The organism is Vibrio injensis, assembly GCF_001895205.1.
GTDB classification, from domain to species: domain Bacteria; phylum Pseudomonadota; class Gammaproteobacteria; order Enterobacterales; family Vibrionaceae; genus Vibrio; species Vibrio injensis.
Genome location: NZ_BDJF01000025.1, coordinates 181,869 through 202,023, shown reverse-complemented (window position 1 = coordinate 202,023; position 20,155 = coordinate 181,869). Strand labels below are relative to the sequence as shown.

The following is a 20,155-nucleotide window of genomic DNA, read 5'->3' as shown; positions in this document are numbered from 1 at the left end:
TACCGTCTTTAAACCCTCCCAGGCAGTGGAGGCTGCGCCATTCCAGTCCACGCCCGTCAGCCACTCACGCGCAGCACCAAAGCCGCGCGACACCAAGCCAAGGGGCGACCAGCGGAAAACCGTCTTAACCCCATCCCAGGCTGTGGAGGCTGCGCCAGTCCAGTCCACACCCGCCAGCCACTCACGTGCAGCGCCAAAGCCGCGAATCAGAAGCCCAAGCGGCGACCAGTCAAAAACCTTCTTGAACACGCCGACAGCGCGCGAAAGCGACTCGCTGGAAGCGTCAACCGGAGAAAGCAGGCCGCCAAACCAGCCAACAAGAGCACCCACCTGGTCAGCAACCCAGCCAATCATCGCCCCGAGCGGATGAAAAACAGAAAGCAAAGGAGATAGCGCTGCAGCCGTGCTGGACGCAAAGCCTTTAAAGGCGGTTATAACCGGCTCTAAACCGGATTTAATCCCACCCCAAAGGCCGCCAAAAAATGCACTGATAGGCTCCCAGTATTTGCGCACCAACAGAGCACCCGCCGCAATCGCAGCCACCGCAATACCAATAGGGTTGGTCATCATGGCCACGCCCATGGCGCGAATACCTGTAATCACTGCCGGAATAGCCCGGCCAGCCAGCCCCATCAGAGAGGCACCTACGGCCTTAATAGCGCCCCCCGCTGCCATGGCGCGCATTCTTGCCTGCGTCACCAGGGTGGCAGCATTAAGGGTATGGAAACGCACCGTAGCCAAAGCAACAGCCGCCTGAACACTGCGGATGCCCACAACAACCGCCGCCCCAGCACCCTGAACAAAGGTCCAGGCATACGCCAGACCCACCGCCGCAACCTTGCCCGCCATCAAACCAGCAGTTAGGCCCACCACCCATTTGGTCAGTGTCGGGAAGCGCTCCGCAAATTTAGCCAGCGCCGTGGCCGCCGTACCAATAACGCCACCGAGGGCGTTAACACCTGGCAGTAGCACGCTACCCAGGGCAATGCCCGCCTCGGTCACCCGGTTGCGCAGGATCTGCATTTGGTTGGCTGTGGATGCGATACGAGTTTCATAGCTGCGGTCTGTCGCCCCGTCGGCGTTATCGCGCAAAGTCTCGTATTGCTTATTCAGCGCCTCCATATTCTCCAGCAGCAGCACGACCTGGCCACCCTGATCACCGAAAGCCTCCTGCAGCGCTCGCGCTTTTTCGTCCGGGTCGTCGAATATATCCAGCGATTCGCGCAAATTATCCAGCGTGGCCATCAGGTCCATGGAGCCATCAGCGCTGCGCTCAATGGTGAAGCCAAAATCTTCAGAGGCCTTGCCCATCTGCCGAAGTACGGCATTCATGGCCGTACCAGCACGCCCGCCCATCAGGCCCGCGCTGTTAAACTGGCCCAGCACTGCCGCTGTCTGTTCAAGCGGCACTTTGTAGCGTATGGCTGCCGACGCCCCTTCTTTCATCGACTCAGCAAGCTGGCCAAAGTCGCGCAACTGGAAGGCGTTCTGCGTCTGCACCAGCACATCACCGATACGAGCGAGCTTGTCCTCCATCTCGCCTTCCATTGCCTTGCCGAGGTTGTTGTAAACCACACCGATCAGCTCACCTACCTGCTCAGCCTGACCGTCGGTTGCAGTGGCCACCTTGGCCACAATCTCAGAACCAAAGCGGGCAGCATCAGCATCGAAGCCAGCAGAAGACAGCGCATAACTGATACCCAGCATGTCGGCTGCATTCGTCGGGTTCCGGCGGCCCCACTCAAGAGCATGTCGGCGCGCCTCCGCCATAGCGGTTTCGGTGTCGTCGGCAGAAATAACGGTGCGCAAACGCACCTCGGCGCTTTCCAGGTTGGAGGCGGCACGTATAGGCGCAACCAGAGCCATGCCCAGCGCCACAGTGTCTATAATCTGCCCACGCAGAGCCGCCCGGTTTTGCTTGATTTGCTGCGCCCGCGCCATAGCAGAGCCAAGCTGCTGCTGGCGGTGACTCAGGTTCTGGGTTGCAGACGCAAGACGGCGCTGCTGCCCCTCAATATCACGATAGGACAACCCCAGAGCGCGCACCTCGCGGCGGCTTTCAGCCAGCGTGGCACGCTTCGACTCAAATGCTTGACGCGCCCGGTTGGCTTCACGGTGGGCCGCTGCCAGCTCCTGGCGCATTTGCTGACTAGGCTGGCGGGTCTGCCGCATTGCGGCGGTAAGTTGTGCAACTCGCTCACGGGCGCTGCGGTAGCCTGTTTCAGCCTCTTGCAGCGCACGCTGGTTTGCCTGAAAGCCCCGCAAGGCTCCCATCTGACGGTCCATCCGCCCCACGGTTTGGCCAAGTTTGCTAAACTGTTTGTCAGCGCCGCCCAATACCTGCCGGAACGAACCCGCAAGGGCCGCTCCGATAGATACTGAAACTGCGAGGTTACTGGACATGGACCACCTTCTTAATCAATTCGCCAGCCTGCCAGGTCGCGCAATCTATGCGCTGGGCTGCCTGCTGGCGGTGCCGGTCCTACACTTAACCGGCGGCTATACACTGCTCGAATCCGTTCTTTTTGCACCAGTAGCGGCCATCATCACCGCCCCGGTTGTCGCGCTTATCTGGCTTTTCTTCCTGTGCCTGGCTGCGATTTTGGTCTTACTTTCTCAAGCGTACTCAGCCAGGTATTCAGGTCGTCGATAGGCAGCGCCTGAAGCTCTGCCATCGACCACCCAGTCCAGTAGGCCAGCGCTAGGACGCCTTTCCGGCAGTCTTCCGCGCTCCAGATAAAAAACCCTGGTAAGCCTCCTGAAGCTCCAGATAGTCCGCCATATCCATGCTATGAATAGCATCCGGCGGCACCTCGCAGAGGTTCGCGAACATGCGGATCTCTTTTTCCGCGTCACTCCCCTTGCTTTTCTCCTGAGCCAGCATGTCGGCCACTACAGGGCGGCGCATGGTCAGGGTGGACACTTCCTTGCCGTCCACCTTAATCGGGTATTCCAATTCGACTTCTTTACTCATACCGCCCCCTTACACACCAATGGCGCGGCGGATAGCTTCGAGCTGATCCACACCACCAACCACGCGCTTCATGTTCTCCACATCAATCTCGTGGACGTCCTGGCCATCAACACGCAAGCGATACCAGCGCGCATTAACCGTACCCTCAATGGCCGGGCGCTCGCCTCCTTGCCACTGCCCCATATTGACCTGGTAGAACAGGCCGCGCAGATCCATGCGCACCTCGCGCACCGTGCCGTCCTCGCCTTGCTCAGCACCACGTGCGACCAGCGGCAGGCTCTGCCCCTTAGCCAGCCCCCACATGCTCAACACATCCGGGTCGTACTCCTTGAGCGTGAACTGCACATCCACCGCCTCAACCAAGCCCATGTCCACCTTAACCACAGCAGACAGGCCACCGGCGCTGTAGTCTTCTGTTTGCAAGGTCAGCTCCGGCAGGGTCACATCAATGCGCCCCGCATACCCACGGCCATCAATATAGGCCGCGTAGTTTTTTAACGTGCGTGGAATCGCCATCTGCTACCCCCTTAGCTGAAAAGCTGCTCGACGGTGTAATCGTTGTTTACAGCCGCCTCAAAAATAATGTGTTCCGCCACCCCGTACCGGCCATAGTCGATACTGAAGAAAGCCCGCCCCAACTCCATACTGGAGCTGGTGTTCTTCTCTTCCGAGAAGACACAGGTGCCACCGCTAATAATCCGGCGCGCTTCCAGATCGCGCAGGTAAGCATTCACCCCCTCGGTCACAGCGTCGGCGTAGTTGCGGTCAATGTTTCGGTCCAGCGCCCACAGGTGCGCCTGCACCAGGCTTTCCAAAATCATGTCGTGAATGCGCACATGGTTCTCAAAGGCCCACAGCGGATCATCACTGCAAGTGCGACCACCCCAAGTGCGGAAACCGGTCAGATTCACGATGGTGGCCACCTCGTTTTCATTGAGGTAGTTAGCGCGAGTGTTGCGCGCGCCCAGGCTCACATCGATAGGTCGCGCTACACCGGTCAGGCCGTTAATAGCCTGGTTACTGATGTTCCAGTGGAAGCCGCGCTCCGTATCCAGGCGCGCCCGCACACCGGCAAAGTAGGCCGCTGCGCTGCGGATGGTTTCGTCGTTCGCCACCGTATCCCAGACCTTGGCGTAAGGGTCGATCACCATCACGCGCTGACTACCCAGCGTATCCCGGAACTGCACCGCCTCTTCGTCAGTCGTGTTCGGGCCGTCCGCATAGATAAAGCCGCGCAACGTATCCGCCACCGACACCAGGGCGTTAATCACCGGGCTTGCTGTAATGGAATCGTCCTGACCGTCACGAGTGACAAAGCTGGTGTACTCAGGTACGCACAGAATGCGCGGTACCAGGCCAACCTTGGACTGTGCGGCGCGCAAAACTTCAACCCCCAGCGGGTCGCCAGTCTGCGCATCAGTGCCACCAATCACGTTAGAAATAGTGCTCTCGGTATCTGCGCCTTCCTCCACCCGAACCACCACACAAGTGGCACCAGCCTGGCGGTAAATGGCATCCATTGCATCCGGCAGCGTGCCCGCGAAGTCGCCGATGGTATCCAATCCACGCGCATCACCGGGGTTCATTACCAGCACCGGCTCATTCAGCGGGAACAGTTCCGGGTCTGCATCAGGCGCAGTGCCCACAATCCCGATCACACTGGAGCGGGCGGTACGAATAGGGCGGGGGCCGTCGTCTACGGTCAGCGCCTCAATACCATGTAAATAATCCATCAGCTCGCCTCCTTCTGGTTGCTGGCTTTGGCGGCGTCACCCTTCTTTGCTGCGGGCTTGGCCTTGGGTTCCTCCAGGTGGCCGCTGATTAAGCGCGGGCGTGCCTGGTGGGGCGTCAAATCAATGCGCTCACCGCTGCGGTAGTCTTTACCGGCATGGCGGAAGGCGCGCTTCACGTTGTAACTTTGGGTTTTCATGGTTCCCCCTTTGGTTTACTGAACCGGGTAGCTACCCGCACTTGAGCCGCCGGACACAGGCACCTGAGCGTTCTGCTGGATTTCATCCACCACCGCACTGGCCAGCGCCTCCGCGAACTTATCCACCCAACTGTGCTCACCACTGGCCTTAGCGCCCATGGCTTCCATCTCCTGCACAATTCGGTCTTTCAAACTGCTTTTACTGAGCGCCATCACTTACCTGCCTTTACTGTGCTGCTGCCGTCGCCGTGAGGCGTACCGGTGAAGTGGCAAATATGCGCCGTAGTGACACAGGGCGAGCCGCCATTCAGCTCAACACCCTTGGCGTCCACCTTGGCTGTGCCGCCTGCCTTGGCGGCAAGGTCGCCGTCCACATCCACGCTGGCATTACCGCCCACCTTGGCGATCAGGTCACCATTCACCTCCACTGTTGCATCCCCCTCAATCAGCACCTTGGCGCTACCAGGTAGCTCGATGGTCAGCGCGCTGTTCTCGCTGTCGTAGCGGAAGGTGGCCCCATCCTCCATGCGCGTCAGGCGCACTTTCGGGTTGCTCTCAGGGGCCGGATGTTTCGCCTGGTAAACACTGCCCAACACCACCGCATTGTTAAACTCACCATCCGGGGCCAGCACCACCACTTGCTCGCCTTTCGACGGTGCCCACCAATCCACATCCAGACCCGCCCGACGGGTTATCCAGGGCAGCCAGTTGGTGACCACCTTACCAATGCTTACCCGCACACGAGCCTTCTCATAGTCAGCTTCAGCCACCACACCCAAACGGATCAGGCGGCTAACGCGGCGGTCCATATCAGCCAGGTCAAACTCGCGCATCAGCCTTCATCCTCCAGGGTGTCGGGGAATTCCAGGCGGTCGTAATCATCCTTTGGCAGGCCTTTATAGCCCGCGTAAATCTCAGTTGGCTGGAAGCCGTCCGGCTGCCACACGCTCACACCCAGGCGCAGCCGTTGCTCCCAGGTCACCACCCACAAAGCCAAGGCCCGACCTTGAATCTGGCCGGTGCTCGCGTTCTCCACGCGCGTCAGGGTAGCGGGGCTGACTTGCTTCATGCCCCACTGGTTATTCTTGGTCAGCAGGCAAACCGCCTCGGTCAGCGTCAACACATTGCGCTGACGTGAAGCCCGGTCTCCTGCGTGCTCTGCCACCACATAGGCAGCAAAGCGACAATTCAGCTCCACCTGTTCGGTGCCCACGTCTTCCGGCACACCACCCAGGCAGGCAACAAACAGCGAAGGCGGGCTAATCGCCACGCGCCGATCGCCATCAAACTCACCGGCGTACACCTTGCACTGGCCCAGGCCCGGCAAGTTCGCCTTGTAAAAATCCACCACCGCATCGGCCACGGCGTTCAGGTCTACCCCTTGCCCACTCATTGCAGAGCCTCCGTCAGGTGGTCAGTGAAAATCTGGCCAATCTCTGCCGTGTCCTGACTGTTAACGCCCAGGAACGGTCGCGCATCAATCGACACACGGCGGCCACGTCCGGCTTTGCCACCAAAATGATGAATGGCTGCGTACACCATGCCGCTGCCCACCATTACTTCGCCGGGTCGCTGCGCGTAGGTAATGGAATCCCGCAAGTGCCCACGGTCTACAAGGGGAACGCCGCCGCGCTGCACAGCTTTCCACGCGGTTCCGTCTGGCCCCTTGCCCACCTTGAAGCGCTCCAGCGTCTCGCTGACCAGGTATTCACCCACTTCATTGAGCGGGCGGGAAAGGTCGGCACCGGCGCGCGCAAGCGCATCCAATGCCGCCTGCCACTGGCTGTCGTCGTACTGAACCCGTACCCGTGCGCCCGCCATCAGTAGCCACTCCAATCAAACTGGCTTTTACCCTGGCCAGTGCGCACACGGCCAAGGGTTGCACCCTCGGTACCACTGCCTCCACCGGGCACGGCACTCACCAGCGACACCATCCCCCGCGACACATCTTTCAGCCAGGCTATGGCGTCGTTATACCGGGTGCGGTGCTCATCACTGGGGTATCGCCAAAGTTGCAAGCGGGCCACGTCGGCCACGCGCGTTTCCAGGTCGTTCGCCGTCACCGCCTCAGCAGGCAAGGGGAGTTGGTAGCGCACCCGCAGGTGGCTATCCACCCGGTTACTGGCGTTTTGCAGTATCCGGTCGGCACGCTCCACAGCTTCAACCGCTTCGGCTACCAGCAGTGGATCAAACGAAGACGTATCGCCTTCATCCAACACCGCCTGCAGCACCTGCGCGTCGCAGCGCGAAGCCTCTGCCAGCTCCTGGGTGCTGTATAGCACCGTGAATCCTTGCGCCGTGAGGTACACCGCTTACGCCCCCTTACCTTTGGCGGCAGGCTTTGCCTTGGCGGCCTCAGCCTCAGTTTTAGCCTTGGCTTCTTCTTCCGCCTTGGCCTGCGCCTCAGCCTCAGCTTTAGCCTTGGCTTCTTTTTCCGCCTTGGCCTGCGACTCTGCCTCAGCTTTAGCCTTGGCTTCTTCTTCCGCCTTGGCCTGCGACTCCGCCTCAGCTTTAGCCTTGGCTTCTTCTTCCGCCTTGGCCTGCGCTTCTGCCTCCGCGTCCGTGTCCGCCAGGCAGCCCAACCGGATCAGCGACTGGGCGTGCTCTTCAGGCATTGCCACCTCGCTGCCTACCGGGTAGGTCTTACCCTTGGCCACCACAGGACTCAGCACTTGATAAGTCTTTGAAGCACTCATAAAGCCCCCTTAAATCGCGTTCTGAATCAGGAAGCCCAGGTCCGGCGCGCTCACCACTTCCGCCAGACTTTCAGCCACACGCACACGGGTGCCGCCTTTGGTGCCCACATTGCGGTCGAACCACTGCGCACCTTCGCGCTGGCCGTAAGGGGCGGTGAAGCCAAAGGTTGCGCCCTGCTGGGTGTCTGCCAGGCGGTCAATGTGCAGCATGGCCACGTGGTTACCCCACGCCTGCTGCATTTGGGCGGGCTGGCCAATGCGGGCAGAGTTCACCAGGGCGCGACCCACGATCACCTCTTCCACCTCCAACAGCTCAGCCACGGCCTCACGCGCCGCCACACCGCTGTCGCCGCTATTGCGGTTGGTTGCTTTAACCACTTTCGGGTGCTGGCGAAACTCGCGCCATACGCCCTGACCAAACACCACGCGGTTCGGGCGCATAATCACCGAGTCCATCTTCTCCAGCATCAGCCGCACCGGGTCGCTACTGCCGTCCGTGAACTGGTCAGCACCACTCAGAGCCACCTTATTACTGGTGCCGTAGGTGTTGCCGTTAAACACCATCTGAGCTACGCGCAACTCGCGGTGCAGCTCAATCAGGTTGGTCAGCCACTCGGTGACACGGCCCATCGGGTTGGTGCCTTCCGGCGCGTTATCTACATCGCGCTGGGGCAGGGCGTGCTCCAGACCATAGTCCTCAGCCGCTGCGGTGCGCTCTTCACTTTTGAAGTTCACTTCCGGCACCTGGCTGCGGCGACCCACCAAGGTGTTGGGCACCGTGAAGCCTTGCTCCATGGGGTAAAACTGGTACTTAAACTCGCTCTGCCCCAGTTGTGAAATGCGCGGCAACACGCGGTCCGCGATCATCTCGCGGTTACGGTAGCCAATGGCAATCTGCGTTAATTCCGGGTCGATAGCCCAGGCGCTTGCGTTACTCATGCGGTAGTCTCCTTAATTAAGCCGGTTCAGCCGGTTGGGTTGCACCAGTGCCAAGCAGCACCAAGCCCCGGTCATTGTTAATGCCGCCACACATGGCCACGCCCACCACGCGGTCGCCCGGAGTAGCAGGCACCGCCTTGCCGTCAGCACCAGCGGTCAGGTTTGCGCCGTAGTCAACGCTTGCCCCGAAGTCCACCTCGGCCAGGCCGGTATGGATCACATCCACGCGCTTGCCGTCGTCGCCACCCACATCCGTGGTCACTCCCAACAGTGCGTCCGTACCGGCAGCGGCCTGCTTGACCGCCTGGTCTTCCGTACCCGCCGCCGCAATGCGGTGGGCACCCAATGCGCCCTGGGCGCGGTAGTTCATAATCAGCAACGGTTTCACTGGCTTGCCTCCTTCTTCACGTGCTCCCAGGCTTCGGTGAACGTGACGTCACGGCCAGCCTTGCGTTGAGCTTCTTGGAATTCGCTGGCCTTGCGGCCCAGCGCCTCGTAATCGTCCGCACCCACCAGGTCAGCGTCTTCACGCTGTTTGCCCAGCGGCACCACCTTGGGCTGGTTCGCCATGAAGGTGCGCAAAAACCACTCGCGCGGATTGGTCTTCTGCGTGTCGTCGCCTGCGGTAAACTCCAGGCTGGCCTCGCCATCCAGTGCCGCCACAAACTCCGTCATACCGTCCATCTGGCTGGGCAACACCTTGCCCGCATCCACCAGCGCACTCACTTCACGCTCCGCATCGCGGCGTGCCTGCTCAGCTTCAAGCTGTTGCACACGCTCACGAAACTGGTTCTTCTCGCCTTCCTGGGCGTTGCGTTCTTCCTGGCGCGCACGGTCAACCGCCGCGTCCAGGTCTTCTTGGGTAAATTCCGCCACGGGGTTTTCCTCCTGGGGTTGGTTAGGGTTGTTTTGCGGTGTCAGGCTAGGGTGGTTGTACATCCCGGCAAAGCCAGCCACCGGCTGTGATTCGTTATCCGCCTCCACTTCTTCGCGGGCAGCGTTGCGGCTCAGGCTTTCCAGCTCCCACTCCGGCACCGCCTTGTCGGCAGCCTCTGCGCCAAAGCGCTCCAGCAGGGCCTCGCGCACACCACGGAATAAGCGGGCCAGCGCATTCATGTGCGCAGCCTGCTCATAACTGAATTCATGCAAGGTGGTGGTGTCGTCTTCGCTGAACTGCACATCGGCCAGCCCCTTAATGGCCGGGGCGGCAGCGCCCAGCCAACCGACATGGCGCAGGTAAAAGCCCTTGTCCGGGTCTTCCCCAATCGCCACAGAGCGGCGGCGGTAGCGCCCCTCCTTCACCAGGTCAGCAAAGGTCGGCTCCACCTGGGCGAACTTGCCCAGCAGCTTTTTGCCCTCCCGCTTCAACGTCTGCGCCCAGCCATAAGCCGGGGCGTCAGTCTTCGGGTGGCCAATCACAATTGGGGCGGCGGTTTCATCGGAATGGTTCTGAACAATCTGGTCCAGCTCGGCCTCGGTCCACTCACGGCCACGGCCCGCACTGTCCACCTGGTGGCCAGCACGAAACAGCTCGATCCAGTCATCAAAGCCTTTGAATGCAACCGTGCCTGCCGGGTTACCAGCATCAGCGGTTGACTTGTTCGGGGTGCGGTTTGTCTTTTTCATGCCCCGCAGTGTGAGTTGCGCGGGGGCTTAGGTCAGATACGGAAACATTTCCGAGGCGGGGGTGCGGCTGCACAGGGTGCTAGATTGCACCAAAAGTGGCCAAACAGCAACAGCCACGAAAAACGCCCTCAGAGCCGCTGTAAGCGCTCGGGTATACAAAGAGACATGAAAACCTTAAACGGCCTTTGTGGGGCGTTTCAAAGGGCTTTCAAATACGGTAACCCGGCAAGGCTGCGGTGCAGGTTGCAGCAGCAGTTAAAACTGTACGCCAAGCGCTTTTAGTTTTTCTCTCACCAGCCCTGCCGACACAAATTCATTGTGCTTTATCAGCACCAACAGAACCCCAGCTTCAACACAGAGTCTTCGCTTTTTCCTATCTCGCGATTTTTGTTTGCTAAGCGCCGCATCACCACCCCAGTGATCAACTTTTTTGTAATGCTGCTGCCCTTGGTATTCAAAGGCTAGCTGAAGGCGCGGCACATAAACATCCAGCTCTAGCCTGCCGAGCCAGCTCGGACGAGCGCGGCGCAGAACCTGCTCTGCGGGAAACACCTGGCACACTGAGTAGTATAAAAGCGTTTCGTTGAGTCTGGTGGCAACCCCTTTTATGCCCAGGCGTGCCCGGACTTCATCGTGTACAGCCTTTTTTACCTTTTTGAATATATCTTGATCTTCCAAGCTAGCGACTTGCTTTTCAATTAATCGCAGACGCAGAAACTGGTAGGCTTCACCCGTATGCAATTCATCCTCTGTAACCCATAAATTCCATAGCGATTGCGGAAGATGCCGAGGCATAAAAGCATGAGGGCCATGAACAATACCCCACGCCAACTGTTGTTGCCGCAAATACCAACCCAACCGGTACTCCAGTTCAGTGCCGTACATTCTGGGCGTGTGAACGATCAGTGGCGCACCTTTGGCACATAAATGGCAAACCCCCTCAACGAACTGAAAGTTATCAAGCCCCAACGCAAGAACCTCAGCACCCTCAAGCTCCAAGTGAGCCACAAGTTTGCCCGGAAACTCATCTAGACTAAGGGCAGCACCGTGACGGCCAACAAGGCGCTCTGCCCCTTTTAATCGGTGGTAACCCAAAAGAACATCAATCGACTGGCGAGCGCAGGCACAAAGAACCCAGCCCGCACCTTCTTCACGAGCAAAGCCAATAAATGTGCCGTAATTGCGCGGATACAAAACAAAAGGGTAAGGCAAGTCCTCCTCAACAATAAGCCCGCCATATAAATTCAATTCCGAACCAATCATCTAGTTACTCAATCCGTGCAATTCATTCTAAATTTTTTTTCATGGCGTCCAGCTCAGCCCGCAGCGCTTCCATCTGCTGCTGCATGGCCTGCACCTGCTTAATGGCCTGGCGGCTCTCTGCATCTTTCAGCAGCGCCTCGCGCTCCGGCTCGCTCAGTTCGCCGATCAGCTTCAGCAGCATCTGCTGCGCTTTGCTCAAGCCGCCGGGCGGGGTGCGGTACAGGTCGCCCGCCGGGCTTTTAAGGTTCAGCCCGATCTGCTCCAGCGCCACCATGTCTCCTGCCGTCAGGCGGCCCGCGCCCGTCTCCCAGTCTGCCACCTGCTGCTCCGGCACGCCCAGCCTGCTGGCCAGCTCAGCACGGCTTAACCCCAGGCGTTCGCGCTCGGGCTGAATGCGGGCAAGAAAATTCGCCATAGTGGGTTTGGGGTCAGCGCCGGGGCGATACATCTCGCCTTCGCCGGTTAGGAGCCAGTCGACGGAAACGGAATGAGATCGGGCAAACTCATAAAGCTGATCCCACGGCAACTTTGCACGAGCCTTTCTATTACCTAGGTCGCCAGCACTCATTCCTAGAGCCTGTGCGGCTTGGCGTTGTGATGAACCGCCAACCACTTCCAAGACCCTGCGCATGACCTCTTCAAATCGATGATCTTCATTCGTTGATTTATCTGTTGACATGATCTTTATCCGTGGTCTAATATGGAAACTAATCGAGTACAGGATATATCAGTTTCAATACTTTCACCACAAAGCAAAACAGGAGTAACCGCCATGAATAAGCAAGAAATCAGAGTAGAACTCATGCTGCAAGGCTACAGCATCCGCAGCTGGGCACGGGAGCACGGCTTCTGCGAGTTCACCACCCTGGCCAGCATCAACCGCTATGCAGGCACCCAAGACGTCCCCCGTGGGCGCATCACCTTTGCCATTCTGGTGCAGCTTAGCCGCACCGTAGGGCAAGAGATTGTTCCCGGCCTGTACGCCGAAAACAAAGCCGCTTAACCCTCGACCCAGAGAATGAACCCTATGAGCAATACCCCTGAAATCGACGTGAACATCGACGTACTGGCCCCGGCCGCGCGCCGCGACGAAGAGCAGATCGACATTGAAGATGTGCTGAGCATGGAGCCGGTGGAGGAAAAAGCAAATGTTCGGACTGTCCGAACATTTAAAGATTCAGGCGACGCCACCGCCCAGGCCTTGGCCATCTCAAAACTTGGCGGGGCCCTCACCAAAGAGGACATAAGCCGAGTTGCCAGCGTTGTCGGTGTAGACGTATCCCAGAGTCAGGCGGAAATGATCAGCTATTTGCGCCGCCAGACAGAAACACTGGGGATGACTATTGCCAAGATTGGCGTAGGTCTCACGGCGCTCAAGGAGAGCCTTGAGCATGGCCAGTTTGAAGACGCCCTAGAGAACATTGGTCTGAACCGGTTCCGTGCCTCTGAGTGCATGCAAATAGCCCGCTTCCTCGCCGCCCAACCCGACGAACGCCTGCGCCGCTTTGCCGAGCTGCCCAAAAGCAAGGTGCTGGAGCTGGCCAAGGCCGAGCCGGAGGTGCTGGACGAGTTCCTCGAAAACGAAGACGGCGAAGAGCTGGAAGCCCTGAGCGTGCGCGACCTGCGCTTCAGTATTAAAGACCTGCGCGAACAAAAAGCCCGCATGGCTGAGCAACTGCTGAGCAAAGACATTGAGCTGGAGACCGCCCGCAACGAACTGAAGCTGGCCGCCGGGTATGAGCGCTTCGAGAAGTCGTTCAACTTCATGTCGCCCGACGTGCTGGAAATCCGCGAAGAAAGCTACGCCACCACCGACGTGATACTGGGTGGCCTGAACGGCCTGCGAAATCTGTATGAGCGATTCCTGGGGCCAAAGGCCACCGAGCTGTTCAGCCAGCCACCCAACCCGCGCGGCCACCTGGACGACAGCGGCCAGGCCGAAGCCCGCGTGAACTGCGCCGCCACCCTGTACCACAACCTGGCCGGTGCCATTGCCCCGGCGCTACGCCTGATGCAGGAGCTGGAAGAAAGCTACAGCGACTCCGTGGGCGGCTCTGTGCTGGGCCACAAATACAGCGAAGAAGAGCTGGCCGTGTTCCAGGAGAAGCGCGATAGCCTGCTGGCTGCCGATGAAGCCGCGCGCAAGGCTCGCTCTGCGGCGCGCCATAACAAGGTAAACGCGGGCCGCCGTGGCCGCCCGAAGAAGGTGGAGGGCTAAGCCCATGAAAACCCTGAACCAAGACCAAAGCAATCGGCTGGACGCGTTACTAATCCAGCCCAGCGCTGACCTGATTGAACTGATGCGGGAGCTGTATTGTGCTGAACAGCCCACTGAGGTGGAAGCCGCTGCGCTTCGGGTGCAGCTACACCTTGCCCGCTTCATCAACCAAGACCGGAGGGCGTAACCATGGGTAGCGTCGCCAAACTTAACGAAATGAGCCACACCCAAAGCCTGACGGTAAACGACACGCCGGACCTGCAAGTGTCGCGCCTGCCCAAGGTAAAGCGCACGCTCAGCGAGGCCCGGCTTACGTTCCTGAATGTGGCCATTGAGAAGCACGAACAGCTTGGCATCAGCCGCTCCAAAAGCGTGGAGTGGCTGCTGGCCACGGCCCGCACTCAGCAGCTCCCGGAGTTCGCCCAGGATGCGCTCGACACCATCGGCAAGATGCCAGGGCGCTCCACCTTGCTGCGCTGGTGGCAGGCCATTGAAGACGCCGGAAGCTACGCCGAAAAGCTGCTGGCACTGGCCGACTCCCGCAAGGGCCGCCAACGCAAAAGCGAAGGGTGGGAGGTGCGCGCCACCCACCTGTTCAACAGCCCCACCAAGCCACACATGAGCACCGTAGCCATCTGGCTGCAACAGGAGGGCTGGGAGGTCACGCCGCAAAAAGTGCGCCGCTACCTCAAGTCGCTGCCTGCCGAGCTGGGCGAGTTCGGTGTTAAGCGCATGGGTCGCCACTACTACAACCAGAACATCAAGCCGCACATCATGCGCGACGTCAGCAAGGTGCCGGTGGGGTTGATCTACCAGGGCGACGGACACCGCTGCGACGTGTACGTGCAGCACCCCAACAGTGGCAAGCACTACCGCCCCGAGCTGACGGTGTGGATCGACCTGCGCAGCCAGTACATTCCCGGCTGGTGGCTGGCCGAAGACGAAAGCGCGGTTACCACGCTATACAGCCTGACCGCTGCCATGGCGTCACACGACCACACCCCGGCCATGATCCACGTAGACCCCGGTTCAGGCTTTAAGAATAAGCTGATCGACGACGAAGTGACCGGCTTTCTGCAACGCTTCGCCATTGAGTCCATGCACGCCCTGCCAGGCAACGCCAAAGGTAAGGGCTTGGTGGAGGGGTTGTTCCACTGGTTTGAAGAGCGGCTGGGCAAAACCTTTGAGGCGTACTGTGGCCATTGCCGTACCGACGACGCCCTGAGTCGCCTGGAGTTCAAGATCCGCAAAGGTGAGATCCGCATTCCGTCCTATACCGAGTATCGCGAAGCGGTGGCCAAGTGGGTGGACTGGCACAACAACACCCCGAAAAAAGCCCTGGGCGGCAAATCACCGGCAGAGCTTTGGGATAGCCTGAACCGGGTGCCGTTGCATTGCGAGCCGCAGGACCTGGTGTGGCCGCAAGCCAAGCGCACGGTGCGCCGGGGCTGGGTGAATCTGTTCAACCGCGTCTATGGCCACGACACACTGCCTAGCTTTAACGGTAAGCAGGTGGTGGTTCAGTACAACTTGCAGGACGACAACCTGGTGGTGATACGCGACGAAGACCAGCGGTTTATTTGCGAGGCAACCTTGGTGAATAAGAAAGACGCCATTGCCGCGAGCCGCCTGGAAGACCTGCAAGAGAAGCGCTTGAAAGCCCAAATAAAGCGGCATGAAAAACACATTGAAGAAGCTGAGCGCCGGGCGCGGCCAACGTTGGAGCACACCGACACACTGGCGGCCATTGAAGATCTGGGCGCGGTGGAGTTTCTGGAGGCAGAAAAAAACGCCGACTCCCTACCGGAAATCGACGTTTTCGACGTGGGCTACCTCGACCAAGAGTGAGCCAACTTTTACTAACAGCGGGAACCACCCGCCATAAACAAGCAATAGGAGTATATTGCATGAAACAAGAAAGCACAACTCAGCCGAGCAACTACGAGCCAATCGCCAAGCCTACGCAGTGGCATGAGCGCTATTCAGAGCAAGACCAGGAACACACGCTGCAGGTGATTGACTGGCTGAACAGCCACCAGAAAAGCCAGGCATGGCTGGCCAAGGTGGCGCGCGTAAATGCGGCCACCCTGAACCAGGTGATTGCAGGTAAGTACGGTGCGCCACCCGCCAAACATCTGGCCAAGCTGCTGGACGCCATCAGCCGCCAGGACGCACGGCGCGACATTGGCCAGGTGCCGTTTGTTGAAACTAGCATGTATCAACTGGTCAACAGCGTGTGCCAGCGGGCCAGCGCCTACCGCAACGTGGGGCTGGTGCATGGCTATGTGGGCACAGGCAAAACCACCTGCCTGAAAGAATACGCCCGCCGCCACCCCAGCACGGTGCTGATTGAAAGCCACCCGCAAATGAGCACCGGCACATTGCTGCAAGTGCTGACCAACGCCTTTGAAGTGGTGCCGCCACGGCAGACCAACGACGCCCGCTTCCTCGCCCTGGTGGATGCACTCAAGGGCACCGACACCCTGCTGGTGGTGGACGAAGCGGAGAACCTGCAACCCACCGCACTGGATGACCTGCGCCGCATTCGCGACCTGGCAGGTATTGGCGTGGTGCTGGCTGGCACAGAAGAGCTGAACAACCTGATCAAGCCTGCTCACGGTCGCTTTAACCGGGTGCGTTCGCGCATCACCTTCTGGCCGCCCATCGTTAAAGGCATCACCCGCGAAGACCACGACGCTCTGTGCCTGGCTGCGCTGGAGCAAACCGGCGAGCCAGAGCAGGCGCTGCTCGACCGCCTATGGGATTACAGTCAGGGCAGCGCCCGCCTGTTGGTAGAAGGCCTGCTGCCCGCGCTGCGCGACTACGGCCTGCGCCAGGGGCACACCCTGAGCGTGGGGCTGCTGGACCAGATCGCACAAAAGGTGCTGAACCTCAGCGCCGCCCGTCGCACAACAACAAAGGAGGTCGCGTAATGACCCGCTACACCGACGCTTACATCGAATACTGGGGGGAGGTGTTTGTTAAGCATGACATTCACCGCCGCCGTGGAGTGCCTTTCGTGGCATTCCTGCGCAGCCCGGACCACTACATGGAGATGGAGAGGGCTGGGGAAGACCCAGCCCCGCTCCTGCCTGCACAGCAGGAAGTGGCCACCCGCGAGGCGCTGGCCGAAATGGAGGCTGAACGCCTGACCCAGGCAATGATTCCGGCAAGCGCGAAGGTGTGCGGTGGGCGCATTGTGGAACCGCTGCGCCACCACAGCCACAAGCACAACCCGGTACCCAAGGAGGTGCGCCATGCAAACCGATAACCTGGCACGCAAGGAAGGTGAATGCGAAGTATGTGGCCGCTGGGATTCGCGTCTGGTGAGTGGCGTAGGGGCCTGCTGTCACGGCAAGGTTCAGGAGCTGCACCCGGCCACCGAACAGGGCCACCCGCCCACGGTAATGCTGACCTACAGTGGGCGCATTATGGATCTGGCTAACGCCGACCCCGCCGCCGTTCACTGGTGGGATATTGCCTGGAGCCTGGCCAGCCAGCGCCGCTACCTGGGCCATGGTCACGGCGGCGGGCTGAGTGTGGCCCAGCACAGCGTGTGGGTGGCGGACTATGTGGAGGAGGTCAAAGGCACCACCCCGGTAGACGTACTGCACGCGCTGCTGCACGACGCTCACGAGGCCTATATGGGCGACATCATCCGGCCACTCAAGGCGCTGCCGGGAATGCGTGAACCACTTGAGAAAGCGGCCCAGCAACTTCAGGCGGCTATTGAGTGCGCCTTTCGTCTGGACCCGCCAAGCCTGACCGTTCGCGCTTTGATTGCAGAGGCAGACCACCAGGCCACCATTATGGAAATGCGGCATCTGTGGCCGCTAGGTGAAGGTGAGCAACTGCTGCCCGCCCCAGACGCCACCGCCCGCAACCTGGGCTTTATGCCGCCCATGAGCGAAGAGGCAGCGCTTTATTCACGCACTGCGTTACCTGACCAGCGCCGCCGGCATACCCATGCCGGAGGGGCTACCGACCAAGACCAAAGGAGCACAACACCATGACTAAACAACAGCACGAACAGGTACCGGCTGGCTACCTGAAAGACGCACAGGGCCGCCTGGTGCATGAAGACATGATCAAGCCCATCGACAAGGAGCGCGACCAACTGGTGCGCGACCTGGTGCAAAAAGCCAAGGCCTTGCAAGAAACTCTGACACAATTTAAAGCAGCCACCTTTGGCGATATTGAGGCGTTTATTGAGCTGAGCGCCGAGCAGTACGGGGTGAAAATGGGCGGGAAAAAGGGCAATGTATCCCTGCTCAGCTTTGACGGCCAGTACAAGGTGCAGCGCGCTATCCATGAAAGCATTGCGTTCGATGAACGGCTGCAGGCGGCTAAGGCGCTGATCGACGAATGCCTGCAAGACTGGAGCGAAGGAGCAAAGCCTGAGCTGCTAACGCTGGTTAACGATGCGTTCCGAGTGGACCAGAAGGGCGACATTCGCACCGCCCGCGTACTGGCTTTGCGTCGCCTGGAAATCACCGACCACCGCTGGCAGGAGGCCATGAAGGCGATTAGCGAGGCGTGCCAGGTTGTAGGCAGCAAGGCTTATGTTCGCTTCTATGAGCGCGTAGGCAACACCGACCGGTACCAGGCTATCAGCCTGGACATTGCGGGGGTGTGATATGGCCGGAATAACCTGTCACACCAAATACGTGGGCGGAACCTACACCACCAACACGGTTAAAGGGAAGCGGGCTACCTGCACCGCCTCCCCCGAAGAGGCGGTGCAGCGCTTGGCCCGTAAGCTATGGCCGCAAACTGAGGTCGACATTGTGCGCCTGGCTGACGACGAGTGGAGCCTGGAACCGCCAACCTGCACGCACTGCGAAGGTTCGGGCGAGATTGAATACCCGAACATCAGCGGTCACGACTACAGCGAGCGCTGCAAGAAGTGCGGAGGGTTCGGCTATGTCAGCTAAGCCAGCCACCACAACCAAGGGTGGCGACCGCCGCGTCCAGCTCTACCGCCTGTTGGCGGTAGGGCAGCGTGAGCTGCAACTGGACGAAGAAACCTACCGCCTTATCTTGCGTCAATACGGCGCAACTGAGAAGGGTGGCAAAGTATCGGCCAAAACCATGACCGTGGCGCAACTGGATCAGGCGCTGGAGCACCTGAAGCGCAACGGCTTTAAAGTTAAGCGCACCGGCACCCGGCTGAGTACAGCCAAGTGGCGCAAGGCGCGCATTGCCAAGCTCAACGCCATGTGGACGCTACTGGCCGACAAAGGCCACGTGCGCGACCGCAGCGAGCAGGCCATGCACCGCTGGTGTGTTGGGCAAGTCAAGAGCCTGGAGCGACTGGAATGGGCGGACGGCCACCAGCTCAATCAGGCCATTGAAGCCTTGAAGGGTTGGTGTGTTCGGGTAGGGTTACAAAAGGAGATAACAGATTGACCCAAGAGGCGGTACTGAACCACTTAATCAATGAGGGCGTGGAGCTTTCACAGCTCCCCCCTCAAATACGCCTACTGGCAGCCACCATTGGCCTGCCTGCCACCTTGTCTTTGCTGCGCGCGCGGGGCGGCACCCCTTACACGGTACCTATCCATGGCGAGCGCAGCGAGGTGCTCACCAAGATCATGCCCGCCGACTGCGCCAAGGCGCTCAGCGAAGAGTATGGCGGCCAAACCCTGACCCTTCCCAAGCTGGACAAAGCCTTGATTCAGATCCGCAATCGCCGCATCTGCGAAGAAGCCTCCCAGGGTGAAAGCCTGGCAACACTGGCTCGTCGGTATGACTTGACTACGCGGCAAATTTCAAACATTCTAGCCGCCAGTGACAGCTACGTAAGCAGCCACACGCAGCAGCGCAGCCTGTTCGACCTGTAACACCTCCCTCTGTTTTACTCTTCCCGCTGAAACATTTCCGTACCTGCCCGCAGTAACCGGGCCGCTTACCCTTGCCCCATGTTTAATTTCCTACTTGGGGGTATTTATGCGAGCCATTAACCGAATTGTTATCCACTGCGCTTACACCAAGCCAAGCATGGATATAGGAGCGGCTGACATACGCCGCTGGCACGTTGAGGAAAACGGCTGGCGTGACATTGGCTACCACTTCGTGATCCGTCGCGACGGCACGCTGGAGAAAGGCCGACCTGTAGAGCAGGCCGGTGCTCATGTGGCTGGCCATAATGGCGACAGCCTGGGCGTCTGCCTGGTGGGCGGCATGAGCGAACAAGGGCAACCGGACTGTAACTTCACGCGCGCCCAGTGGCAGCAACTGGACAGCCTGGTGCAAAGCCTCGCCAAGGCATACGGCGTCAGCGCTGTGTGTGGACACCGCGACCTTGACAACCGCAAGCCATGCCCATGCTTCGACGTGAAGTCCTGGTGGCAAGGAGGCGCTAATGGCTGATTCAACCCTGCACGAAGACCCCGATCTGATTAACCGCAAATGGCGGTGGCGGCGCATTGCCATAACGGCACTGTTCGCCTTATTGCTGTTCCCGCTGATTCGGCAGTGGCAGAGCAACAACAAGAAGGAGTAAACCT

At 59.7% G+C, this 20,155-nt stretch carries 30 protein-coding genes (1 of these 30 running past the window's edge); 14 read left to right on the top strand and 16 right to left on the bottom strand.

Annotated features, from left to right (window positions below; all coding sequences use genetic code 11):
• On the bottom strand, positions 1-1,941 hold the 5' portion of the coding sequence (locus BSR11_RS11755) for a phage tail tape measure protein (RefSeq protein ID WP_439951151.1). Its footprint begins 1,200 nt before the window's first position; only the first 1,941 of its 3,141 coding nucleotides appear in the window; the start codon lies at positions 1,939-1,941; the stop codon falls past the left edge of the window.
• A 460-nt stretch (positions 1,942-2,401) separates the two neighbouring features.
• On the opposite strand from BSR11_RS11755, the gene BSR11_RS11750 reads away from it, so the two are divergent.
• Positions 2,402-2,653, top strand: coding sequence for a hypothetical protein (locus tag BSR11_RS11750; protein ID WP_072670542.1), 252 nt, complete (start codon positions 2,402-2,404; stop codon positions 2,651-2,653).
• A 48-nt stretch (positions 2,654-2,701) separates the two neighbouring features.
• Here BSR11_RS11750 and BSR11_RS11745 read toward each other — a convergent pair whose 3' ends face one another.
• The 15 genes from BSR11_RS11745 to BSR11_RS11675 all read right to left on the bottom strand — a co-directional run bounded on the left by BSR11_RS11745 (position 2,702) and on the right by BSR11_RS11675 (position 12,107).
• Positions 2,702-2,974, bottom strand: coding sequence for a phage tail assembly protein (locus tag BSR11_RS11745; RefSeq protein WP_072670541.1), 273 nt, complete (start codon positions 2,972-2,974; stop codon positions 2,702-2,704).
• Between the two features lie 9 nt (positions 2,975-2,983).
• The gene (locus BSR11_RS11740) at positions 2,984-3,490 is read right to left on the bottom strand and encodes a phage major tail tube protein (RefSeq protein ID WP_072670540.1); all 507 of its coding nucleotides are present in this window, start codon (positions 3,488-3,490) and stop codon (positions 2,984-2,986) included.
• Positions 3,491-3,501: 11 nt separating this feature from the next.
• The gene (locus tag BSR11_RS11735; protein ID WP_072670539.1) at positions 3,502-4,707 is read right to left on the bottom strand and encodes a phage tail sheath subtilisin-like domain-containing protein; all 1,206 of its coding nucleotides are present in this window, start codon (positions 4,705-4,707) and stop codon (positions 3,502-3,504) included.
• Entirely contained in the window at positions 4,707-4,904 is a 198-nt protein-coding gene (locus tag BSR11_RS11730; protein WP_072670538.1) for a hypothetical protein, read from the bottom strand. Before BSR11_RS11730 ends, BSR11_RS11735 begins: the two co-directional genes overlap by 1 nt.
• A gap of 15 nt (positions 4,905-4,919) precedes the next feature.
• Entirely contained in the window at positions 4,920-5,117 is a 198-nt protein-coding gene (locus tag BSR11_RS11725; protein WP_072670537.1) for a hypothetical protein, read from the bottom strand.
• Positions 5,117-5,737 carry a phage baseplate assembly protein V gene (locus BSR11_RS11720; RefSeq protein WP_072670536.1) on the bottom strand — a complete coding sequence of 207 codons (621 nt, stop codon included), beginning with the start codon at positions 5,735-5,737 and terminating at the stop codon, positions 5,117-5,119. Before BSR11_RS11720 ends, BSR11_RS11725 begins: the two co-directional genes overlap by 1 nt.
• On the bottom strand, positions 5,737-6,297 hold the full coding sequence (locus BSR11_RS11715) for a phage protein Gp37 (protein WP_072670535.1): 561 nt from the start codon (positions 6,295-6,297) through the stop codon (positions 5,737-5,739). The genes BSR11_RS11720 and BSR11_RS11715 overlap by 1 nt, the downstream gene beginning before the upstream one ends.
• Positions 6,294-6,725, bottom strand: a complete 432-nt coding sequence (locus BSR11_RS11710) for a phage virion morphogenesis protein (RefSeq protein WP_072670534.1) — start codon at positions 6,723-6,725, stop codon at positions 6,294-6,296. Before BSR11_RS11710 ends, BSR11_RS11715 begins: the two co-directional genes overlap by 4 nt.
• Positions 6,725-7,186, bottom strand: coding sequence for a phage protein Gp36 family protein (locus tag BSR11_RS11705; RefSeq protein WP_072670533.1), 462 nt, complete (start codon positions 7,184-7,186; stop codon positions 6,725-6,727). Before BSR11_RS11705 ends, BSR11_RS11710 begins: the two co-directional genes overlap by 1 nt.
• 30 nt (positions 7,187-7,216) lie before the next feature.
• A complete protein-coding gene (locus tag BSR11_RS17365; protein ID WP_208604787.1) occupies positions 7,217-7,600 on the bottom strand; it encodes a hypothetical protein in 384 nt (127 codons plus the stop codon).
• Positions 7,601-7,609: 9 nt separating this feature from the next.
• Complete coding sequence (locus BSR11_RS11695; RefSeq protein ID WP_072670532.1) at positions 7,610-8,539, bottom strand: major capsid protein; 930 nt, start codon at positions 8,537-8,539, stop codon at positions 7,610-7,612.
• Between the two features lie 16 nt (positions 8,540-8,555).
• Positions 8,556-8,927 (bottom strand): hypothetical protein, encoded by a 372-nt coding sequence (locus BSR11_RS11690; RefSeq protein WP_083544966.1) that lies wholly within the window; start codon positions 8,925-8,927, stop codon positions 8,556-8,558.
• Complete coding sequence (locus BSR11_RS11685) at positions 8,924-10,165, bottom strand: phage protease (RefSeq protein ID WP_072670531.1); 1,242 nt, start codon at positions 10,163-10,165, stop codon at positions 8,924-8,926. Before BSR11_RS11685 ends, BSR11_RS11690 begins: the two co-directional genes overlap by 4 nt.
• A gap of 255 nt (positions 10,166-10,420) precedes the next feature.
• Positions 10,421-11,428 (bottom strand): hypothetical protein, encoded by a 1,008-nt coding sequence (locus BSR11_RS11680; protein WP_072670530.1) that lies wholly within the window; start codon positions 11,426-11,428, stop codon positions 10,421-10,423.
• A 22-nt stretch (positions 11,429-11,450) separates the two neighbouring features.
• Positions 11,451-12,107 (bottom strand): helix-turn-helix domain-containing protein, encoded by a 657-nt coding sequence (locus BSR11_RS11675; RefSeq protein ID WP_072670529.1) that lies wholly within the window; start codon positions 12,105-12,107, stop codon positions 11,451-11,453.
• Positions 12,108-12,200: 93 nt separating this feature from the next.
• Between BSR11_RS11675 and BSR11_RS11670 the strand changes: the two genes are divergently transcribed.
• The 13 genes from BSR11_RS11670 to BSR11_RS17305 all read left to right on the top strand — a co-directional run bounded on the left by BSR11_RS11670 (position 12,201) and on the right by BSR11_RS17305 (position 20,151).
• Positions 12,201-12,431, top strand: a complete 231-nt coding sequence (locus BSR11_RS11670) for a helix-turn-helix domain-containing protein (protein WP_072670528.1) — start codon at positions 12,201-12,203, stop codon at positions 12,429-12,431.
• Between the two features lie 24 nt (positions 12,432-12,455).
• The gene (locus tag BSR11_RS11665; protein ID WP_072670527.1) at positions 12,456-13,646 is read left to right on the top strand and encodes a hypothetical protein; all 1,191 of its coding nucleotides are present in this window, start codon (positions 12,456-12,458) and stop codon (positions 13,644-13,646) included.
• Positions 13,647-13,650: 4 nt separating this feature from the next.
• On the top strand, positions 13,651-13,833 hold the full coding sequence (locus BSR11_RS11660; protein ID WP_072670526.1) for a hypothetical protein: 183 nt from the start codon (positions 13,651-13,653) through the stop codon (positions 13,831-13,833).
• A 2-nt stretch (positions 13,834-13,835) separates the two neighbouring features.
• The gene (locus tag BSR11_RS11655) at positions 13,836-15,494 is read left to right on the top strand and encodes a Mu transposase C-terminal domain-containing protein (RefSeq protein ID WP_072670525.1); all 1,659 of its coding nucleotides are present in this window, start codon (positions 13,836-13,838) and stop codon (positions 15,492-15,494) included.
• Positions 15,495-15,553: 59 nt separating this feature from the next.
• Positions 15,554-16,579, top strand: a complete 1,026-nt coding sequence (locus tag BSR11_RS11650) for an AAA family ATPase (protein ID WP_072670524.1) — start codon at positions 15,554-15,556, stop codon at positions 16,577-16,579.
• Positions 16,579-16,917: a hypothetical protein gene (locus tag BSR11_RS11645; RefSeq protein ID WP_072670523.1), complete on the top strand. Its 339-nt coding sequence runs from the start codon at positions 16,579-16,581 to the stop codon at positions 16,915-16,917. The genes BSR11_RS11650 and BSR11_RS11645 overlap by 1 nt, the downstream gene beginning before the upstream one ends.
• On the top strand, positions 16,904-17,659 hold the full coding sequence (locus BSR11_RS11640; RefSeq protein ID WP_072670522.1) for an HD domain-containing protein: 756 nt from the start codon (positions 16,904-16,906) through the stop codon (positions 17,657-17,659). Before BSR11_RS11645 ends, BSR11_RS11640 begins: the two co-directional genes overlap by 14 nt.
• Entirely contained in the window at positions 17,656-18,282 is a 627-nt protein-coding gene (locus BSR11_RS11635) for a DUF3164 family protein (RefSeq protein ID WP_072670521.1), read from the top strand. Before BSR11_RS11640 ends, BSR11_RS11635 begins: the two co-directional genes overlap by 4 nt.
• A gap of 1 nt (position 18,283) precedes the next feature.
• Positions 18,284-18,580 carry a hypothetical protein gene (locus BSR11_RS11630; protein ID WP_072670520.1) on the top strand — a complete coding sequence of 99 codons (297 nt, stop codon included), beginning with the start codon at positions 18,284-18,286 and terminating at the stop codon, positions 18,578-18,580.
• Complete coding sequence (locus BSR11_RS11625) at positions 18,570-19,055, top strand: regulatory protein GemA (RefSeq protein ID WP_072670519.1); 486 nt, start codon at positions 18,570-18,572, stop codon at positions 19,053-19,055. The genes BSR11_RS11630 and BSR11_RS11625 overlap by 11 nt, the downstream gene beginning before the upstream one ends.
• Entirely contained in the window at positions 19,052-19,489 is a 438-nt protein-coding gene (locus BSR11_RS11620; protein ID WP_072670518.1) for a Mor transcription activator family protein, read from the top strand. The genes BSR11_RS11625 and BSR11_RS11620 overlap by 4 nt, the downstream gene beginning before the upstream one ends.
• Positions 19,490-19,595: 106 nt before the next feature.
• Positions 19,596-20,018 (top strand): N-acetylmuramoyl-L-alanine amidase, encoded by a 423-nt coding sequence (locus BSR11_RS11615; RefSeq protein ID WP_072670517.1) that lies wholly within the window; start codon positions 19,596-19,598, stop codon positions 20,016-20,018.
• The gene (locus BSR11_RS17305; protein ID WP_167363659.1) at positions 20,011-20,151 is read left to right on the top strand and encodes a hypothetical protein; all 141 of its coding nucleotides are present in this window, start codon (positions 20,011-20,013) and stop codon (positions 20,149-20,151) included. The genes BSR11_RS11615 and BSR11_RS17305 overlap by 8 nt, the downstream gene beginning before the upstream one ends.
• The last annotated feature ends 4 nt before the right edge of the window (positions 20,152-20,155 follow it).

Excerpts from the sequence above, each read along its gene's own strand:
- BSR11_RS11735 (WP_072670539.1), bottom strand. The coding sequence starts at position 4,707 with ATGGATTATTTACATGGTATTGAGGCGCTGACCGTAGACGACGGCCCC.
- BSR11_RS11615 (WP_072670517.1), top strand. The coding sequence starts at position 19,596 with ATGCGAGCCATTAACCGAATTGTTATCCACTGCGCTTACACCAAGCCA.
- BSR11_RS11655 (WP_072670525.1), top strand. The coding sequence starts at position 13,836 with ATGGGTAGCGTCGCCAAACTTAACGAAATGAGCCACACCCAAAGCCTG.
- BSR11_RS11625 (WP_072670519.1), top strand. The coding sequence starts at position 18,570 with ATGTCAGCTAAGCCAGCCACCACAACCAAGGGTGGCGACCGCCGCGTC.
- BSR11_RS11710 (WP_072670534.1), bottom strand. The coding sequence starts at position 6,725 with ATGGCGGGCGCACGGGTACGGGTTCAGTACGACGACAGCCAGTGGCAG.
- BSR11_RS11715 (WP_072670535.1), bottom strand. The coding sequence starts at position 6,297 with ATGAGTGGGCAAGGGGTAGACCTGAACGCCGTGGCCGATGCGGTGGTG.
- BSR11_RS11740 (WP_072670540.1), bottom strand. The coding sequence starts at position 3,490 with ATGGCGATTCCACGCACGTTAAAAAACTACGCGGCCTATATTGATGGC.
- BSR11_RS11635 (WP_072670521.1), top strand. The coding sequence starts at position 17,656 with ATGACTAAACAACAGCACGAACAGGTACCGGCTGGCTACCTGAAAGAC.
- BSR11_RS11725 (WP_072670537.1), bottom strand. The coding sequence starts at position 5,117 with ATGGCGCTCAGTAAAAGCAGTTTGAAAGACCGAATTGTGCAGGAGATG.
- BSR11_RS11685 (WP_072670531.1), bottom strand. The coding sequence starts at position 10,165 with ATGAAAAAGACAAACCGCACCCCGAACAAGTCAACCGCTGATGCTGGT.
- BSR11_RS11695 (WP_072670532.1), bottom strand. The coding sequence starts at position 8,539 with ATGAGTAACGCAAGCGCCTGGGCTATCGACCCGGAATTAACGCAGATT.
- BSR11_RS11680 (WP_072670530.1), bottom strand. The coding sequence starts at position 11,428 with ATGATTGGTTCGGAATTGAATTTATATGGCGGGCTTATTGTTGAGGAG.
- BSR11_RS11750 (WP_072670542.1), top strand. The coding sequence starts at position 2,402 with ATGGACCACCTTCTTAATCAATTCGCCAGCCTGCCAGGTCGCGCAATC.
- BSR11_RS17365 (WP_208604787.1), bottom strand. The coding sequence starts at position 7,600 with ATGAGTGCTTCAAAGACTTATCAAGTGCTGAGTCCTGTGGTGGCCAAG.
- BSR11_RS11730 (WP_072670538.1), bottom strand. The coding sequence starts at position 4,904 with ATGAAAACCCAAAGTTACAACGTGAAGCGCGCCTTCCGCCATGCCGGT.
- BSR11_RS11675 (WP_072670529.1), bottom strand. The coding sequence starts at position 12,107 with ATGTCAACAGATAAATCAACGAATGAAGATCATCGATTTGAAGAGGTC.
- BSR11_RS17305 (WP_167363659.1), top strand. The coding sequence starts at position 20,011 with ATGGCTGATTCAACCCTGCACGAAGACCCCGATCTGATTAACCGCAAA.
- BSR11_RS11745 (WP_072670541.1), bottom strand. The coding sequence starts at position 2,974 with ATGAGTAAAGAAGTCGAATTGGAATACCCGATTAAGGTGGACGGCAAG.
- BSR11_RS11645 (WP_072670523.1), top strand. The coding sequence starts at position 16,579 with ATGACCCGCTACACCGACGCTTACATCGAATACTGGGGGGAGGTGTTT.
- BSR11_RS11660 (WP_072670526.1), top strand. The coding sequence starts at position 13,651 with ATGAAAACCCTGAACCAAGACCAAAGCAATCGGCTGGACGCGTTACTA.
- BSR11_RS11630 (WP_072670520.1), top strand. The coding sequence starts at position 18,284 with ATGGCCGGAATAACCTGTCACACCAAATACGTGGGCGGAACCTACACC.
- BSR11_RS11665 (WP_072670527.1), top strand. The coding sequence starts at position 12,456 with ATGAGCAATACCCCTGAAATCGACGTGAACATCGACGTACTGGCCCCG.
- BSR11_RS11640 (WP_072670522.1), top strand. The coding sequence starts at position 16,904 with ATGCAAACCGATAACCTGGCACGCAAGGAAGGTGAATGCGAAGTATGT.
- BSR11_RS11650 (WP_072670524.1), top strand. The coding sequence starts at position 15,554 with ATGAAACAAGAAAGCACAACTCAGCCGAGCAACTACGAGCCAATCGCC.
- BSR11_RS11670 (WP_072670528.1), top strand. The coding sequence starts at position 12,201 with ATGAATAAGCAAGAAATCAGAGTAGAACTCATGCTGCAAGGCTACAGC.
- BSR11_RS11720 (WP_072670536.1), bottom strand. The coding sequence starts at position 5,737 with ATGCGCGAGTTTGACCTGGCTGATATGGACCGCCGCGTTAGCCGCCTG.